General features: G+C 41.9%; 1 pseudogene. It reads right to left on the reverse strand.

Annotation, left to right across the window (positions count from 1 at the left end):
• Nucleotides 1–284: pseudogene (locus AB4512_RS23340) on the reverse strand (phosphodiesterase); the annotation flags it as partial.

The raw sequence follows: 284 nt of genomic DNA on the forward strand, positions 1-284 counted from the left end.
CGCAAACACTGGTGCGGCGCTCGATGCAGATAAGGTTTCCGCGACCTCTTGATAGGTATGATATACACCTTGATCTAACTCAGTATTGTAGTGGCTCAGTAAGACTGCATCGTCAGCAGATACCCCTTTTAAGAACTCACTTGTTTGCTTGAGCGACAAATCGCGTATTTCGACCAAATTAATCGATGGAAAGTCTGCCATAATACGGCTTATATCTTTACGGATTAGCTCAGAAGTGACACTGTAATCATTGATGAAATAGAGGTTCTTTAGATTAGGTCTTA

Source organism: Vibrio sp. 10N.222.52.B7 (assembly GCF_041474275.1).
Classification (GTDB): Bacteria; Pseudomonadota; Gammaproteobacteria; order Enterobacterales; family Vibrionaceae; genus Vibrio; species Vibrio crassostreae_C.